Raw genomic sequence first — 5,193 nt, 5'->3', positions numbered from 1 at the left:
TTTTCATTTATTAATGTGTTTGGCCTGTCTGTAGGCCTGGCTTGCTGCATGCTGATCTGTGCCTATGTGTACAGCGAATTAAATTATGATCAATATCCGGCACAAGCCAAACAAATGTACCGCGTTGGTTTGCGCTCCATTGAAAATAATGGGGTAAGCGAATATCCTATGGTTGATGTGGCCGTGGCGCAGGGGATCAAAAATATGTTCCCCGAGGTTTTGGAAACCACAAGACTTTCCGGTCGCGGTCCGGTTTTTATAAAATATAACGAAAGGCAATTTAAGGAAGAGCGTGTACAAATGGTAGATGCTAATTTCCTGCGCATGTTTTCGATACCACTAATCAATGGCGATGATAAAACCTGCTTTACTGAACCTAACAGTATGGTGATCACCAGGGCTATGGCTACCAAATATTTTGGCAATCAGGAAGCAGTTGGTAAATCGGTCACCATTGATAGCAAGCCATATAAAGTAACAGGTGTAATTGACAAAGTACCCGATGATTCACACTTTCACGGGGATGCGTTTTTGAATATGGCCCCCTTTGTTGACCATGCAAAGCAAACCTGGAGCAACATCGGATTTTTTACCTATATCGTATTAAATAAAAATGCCGATCCTAAAAAACTGGAAGCCGCCTTCCCTGAGATGGTAAGGAAATTTGTAGTGCCAGAGATAGCTCATGATATGGGTACAAGCGTGGCAGAGGCAAGTAAATCTGTTAGTACCTTCCTGTTTTATTTACAGCCCTTAAGCGCGATACACCTGCATTCGGCAACCAAATATGAACTGGAGCCAAACGGCGATATTCACTATGTGTATATATTTGGCGCATTGGCAGCTTTTATATTGATACTGGCATGTATCAATTTCACCAACCTGTCAACAGCGAGTTCTGCAAAGCGTTCAAAGGAAGTGGGCATCCGCAAGGTACTGGGTTCTGAAAAAAGCGGACTTGTTTCCCAGTTTCTTACCGAATCGGTTATGCTTACGTTGGGGGCTTTGTTGCTGGCCTTGGGCATAGTATACCTGTTATTACCATTGTTCAATAATTTAGCCGGAAAACATATTGAGATCGGCTTCTTCTTATCGCCTAAAGCTTTGATCATCGAATTGTTTACAGCTTTTGTGGTTGGTATCTTAGCGGGTATTTATCCTGCCTTTTTCCTTTCTTCATTCCAGATCATCGCTGTATTAAAGGGCAACGGTGCTGCAAAATCCGAAGGAAAAGGAACTTTGCGGAGTGGATTGATCATTTTCCAGTTTGCGGTATCAACAGCGCTTATTATATCAACATTTGTGGTATACCAGCAGTTGCACTACATGCAAAATAAAAAGCTGGGTTATGATAAAGACCAGGTGTTGGTGATAAACGATGCCTATACGCTTGGCCACAATGTAGATGCCTTTAAAAATCAGCTTTTGCGCAATCCGCAGGTGCTAAATGCAACTATATCAAGCAGCGTGCCTGGTAAATTAAGCGGTGTTGATGGTACGCAGATAGACGCCAAAGAATTTGATGATAAAGGCGGGCATGCCGAGATCCACACCAACATTTACCATGTTGATGAAAGTTATGTGCCTACCTTAGGTTTAAAGGTGATCAACGGGCGTAATTTTTATCCATCTTTTCCCGGCGATTCTATGTCGGTTGTAGTTAATGAGGCTTTGGTAAAAGGTTTAGGATGGGGGAGTGCAAATCCTATTGGTAAAACCATTGTACGCTCGGCCCGTACACAATACACTGTTGTGGGCGTGGTGAAAGATTTTCATTATGCTTCGGCCAGGCAAAAAATTGCGCCTTTGATGCTGCTATCAGGTCATAGCACGGGTGCAATTATCTTAAAGATCAAAACTGCTGATGTAAAATCACTTATAGGCAACATTAAAACCGAATGGGATAATTTCAGATCTGAAGCACCTTTCAGCTATTCGTTCCTCGATGAGCAATATGCTTCGCTTTACGCGTCTGAGCAGCAAACAGGGAAAATATTTACGGTATTCTCATGCGTGGCACTGATCATAGCCAGTTTAGGTTTGTTTGGCCTGGCTGCCTTTATGATCAGACTGAGGGTTAAAGAGATCGGGATCCGCAAGGTGCTGGGCGCATCAACCGGCAGTATCACAGTTATGTTATCGAAGGAGTTTTTGAGACTGATTGTTATCGCTTCGATCATCTCGTTCCCGATAACATGGTTTGCCATGAACACATGGCTGCAGGATTTTGCGTACCGCATCAGCATACAATGGTGGGTGTTTTTATTAGCTGGGGCTATAGCCTTGGTGGTGGCCGCTATAACTATAAGCTTTCAATCGGTTAAAGCGGCTTTAGCCAATCCGGTTAAAAGCCTGCGATCAGAATAGTCATTGAATCATTTGGTCATTGAGTCATTTTTGATTTTCAATGACTTAATGACGCGAAGCAAATGACCTAATGACAATGAAATAATGACTTAATGATATAAACCATGATAAAAAACTATTTACGCAGTGCCTTTCGCAATATTGCCCGGCACAAATTTATTTCGTTCATTAATATATCGGGCTTAACCATAGGGTTAACCTGTTGCCTGCTTATTTTAACCTACATAGTTAAAGAGCTTAGCTATGATAAGTTTAATCATAATGCGCCTAATATTTACAGGGTAAGCCGGAGCTTTAATACGGCAGATGGTATTGTTAACCTGCATTTGGGTGCCGTGGCGCCGCCATTTGGTCCGCTGCTCAAAAACGAGTTCCCGGATATCAAAATGGTTACCCGCTTGTTTCCTAACGGAGATGTGGTTTTGCGCTATAAGGAGAAATTGTTCACCGAAATGGGATCATATTTTGCCGATGAAAACTTCCTTAAATTCTTCGATCTGAAAACTTTGGCCGGTGATCCTAAAACCGCCCTCAGCGAGCCTTATACAGTAATGATGACTGAAGAGATGGCTCACAAATACTTTGGTAATGAAGACCCTATAAACAAAGAGATCAGGCTCGATAACCAGTTTAACTTTAAAGTTACCGGTATCTTTAGGCCATTCCCGGCTAATTCGCAAATGCACCCTCAAATGTTGATGTCGTTCAATACACTAAATGATGACAAGGTTTATGGCAGAAATGCATTGCGAACCAACTGGGGTAATAATTCATTTTTTACCTACCTGTTATTGCCCGATAATTACAATATTGATCGCATCAGTTCGCAGTTTCCTGCCTTTATAGATAAATACATGAATTCTCCCGGACAGCCACGCCAGTCAAAATTCACCCAGCTGCATATTCAAAGGTTCCTGGATATTCACCTGCACTCGCACCTTGACGACGAGGTAGAACAAAACGGGGACATAAAAAGGGTTTATATATTTTCGGCTATCGCCTTGTTTATTTTGCTGATAGCTTGTATCAATTACATGAATCTGTCTACTGCACGTTCTACCTTAAGAGCTAAAGAGATCGGGATCCGTAAGGTGATTGGTGCACAGCAAAAGGAGATCATTACCCAGTTTTTAAGCGAATCGGTATTGGTGACTTACTTTTCGCTGATACTGGCGTTGATCCTGACCTGGGTTTTGCTGCCGCTTATCAACCGGTTTTCTGAATTAGGATTATCTATCAATAGTTTATATCAACCAGTAATTTTAGCGTCGGTATTATTGCTGCCACTTGTTATCGGGCTCATCAGTGGCATTTATCCGGCTATCTTTATGTCGTCGTTTAAACCGATAAAAGTGTTAAAGGGGATCCTTAAGGTTGGATCGGGTAACATCTCGTTTCGTAAAGTGTTGGTGGTTACGCAGTTTTCAATTTCTATTATCCTTATTGTTGCCACTACTATAGTTTTCCAGCAGTTAAGGTACATCCAAACTAAATCATTGGGCTTTAACAAAGATCATCTGTTAACAATACCTGGTATTCCTGCTAACCAATTTGAAGCTTTTAAGGCTGACATACTCCGGGATCCGGTGATAAAAGATGTTGCCCGTTCGTCGCGTATCCCGTCCGGTCGATTATTGGATGATCAAGGCGCTTCTGTTTTTGATGGCGATAAACCGCTGCCCGTTAAAGCCGATATCAAGTGTATCAACACTGATTATGGTTTTATCCCAACCTATGGTATTAAGATGGCAGCTGGCAGGAATTTCAGCCGTGATTTTGCTACCGATAGCAATAATTTTGTGATCAACGTAGCTACAGTAAAAGTGTTAGGTTGGAAAACTCCCGAGAATGCTATTGGCCGGGATATGAGCTACGGCAGTACAAAAGGAAAGATAATTGGTGTGGTTAATGATTTTCATTTCGAATCGTTACACCAAAACATTGTTCCGCTACTGATGGAGATGCCATCATTTGCAAATAACAATTACGGCAAGATTTCGATTAAAATTGGTGGAAGCAACACCGATGCGGCATTGGCAACTCTACAGCAAACCTGGAAAAAATATCAGCCTGAAACACCCTTTCGATATACTTTCCTGGATGAGCGCTTTCAAAGATTATATAACAGCGAGCAACAGCAAAGCTATTTATTTACCATATTCTCTTGCCTGGCTATATTCATAGCCTGTTTAGGCTTATTTGGACTTTCGGCTTTCACCATATCGCAACGGGTAAAAGAAATCGGTGTGCGCAAAGTACTTGGTGCCAGCATTCCGCAAATTGTAACCGAATTATCGAAAGACTTTTTGAAGCTGGTGATTGTAGCAGCAGTAATAGCCCTGCCAATTGCGTGGTACGCCATGAGCAAATGGCTGCTTGATTTCGCATTTAGGGTGAGCATTCAGTGGTGGGTATTTGTAATGGCCGGCGTAATAGCGCTGATCATCGCTTTTGCAACTATAAGCTTTCAATCAATAAAGGCTGCAATGGCTAATCCGGTTAAAAGCCTAAGAAGTGAATGATCATTGAGGCATTCGCTTCGCGTCATTAAGTCATTTTGATTAATGCAAAGAAAAAACGGCTTATTGATATAATGATTCAATGAAAAAAATGACTTAATGATTCAATGACCTAATGACCAATAAAGATGTTTAAAAACTATTTTAAAATCGCGTTACGTAACTTTTGGAGGCACAAGTTTTTTACCTTCATCAATGTTATTGGTTTATCTATCGGCATCAGTTCGGCACTGGTTATTTACTTGATAGGACATTTTGATTTTACATTTAATCAAAATTTTGATAACAGCGACCGGATCTATAGGGT

2 protein-coding genes are annotated in these 5,193 nt (G+C 41.4%); both read left to right on the top strand.

What is annotated here, in order from left to right:
* On the top strand, positions 1-2,367 hold a 2,367-nt coding region (locus VF500_RS00245), incomplete at its 5' end, for an ABC transporter permease (RefSeq protein ID WP_330857752.1).
* Positions 2,368-2,471: 104 nt separating this feature from the next.
* A complete protein-coding gene (locus tag VF500_RS00240; protein WP_330857751.1) occupies positions 2,472-4,889 on the top strand; it encodes an ABC transporter permease in 2,418 nt (805 codons plus the stop codon).
* The last annotated feature ends 304 nt before the right edge of the window (positions 4,890-5,193 follow it).

It is taken from the genome of Mucilaginibacter sp., assembly GCF_036383575.1.
In the GTDB taxonomy this organism is placed as follows: domain Bacteria; phylum Bacteroidota; class Bacteroidia; order Sphingobacteriales; family Sphingobacteriaceae; genus Mucilaginibacter.
This window is presented reverse-complemented; position numbering and strand designations above follow the sequence as displayed.

What these genes read in the sequence shown, in the direction of transcription:
- VF500_RS00240 (WP_330857751.1), top strand. Translation starts at nt 2,472, where the DNA reads ATGATAAAAAACTATTTACGCAGTGCCTTTCGCAATATTGCCCGGCAC.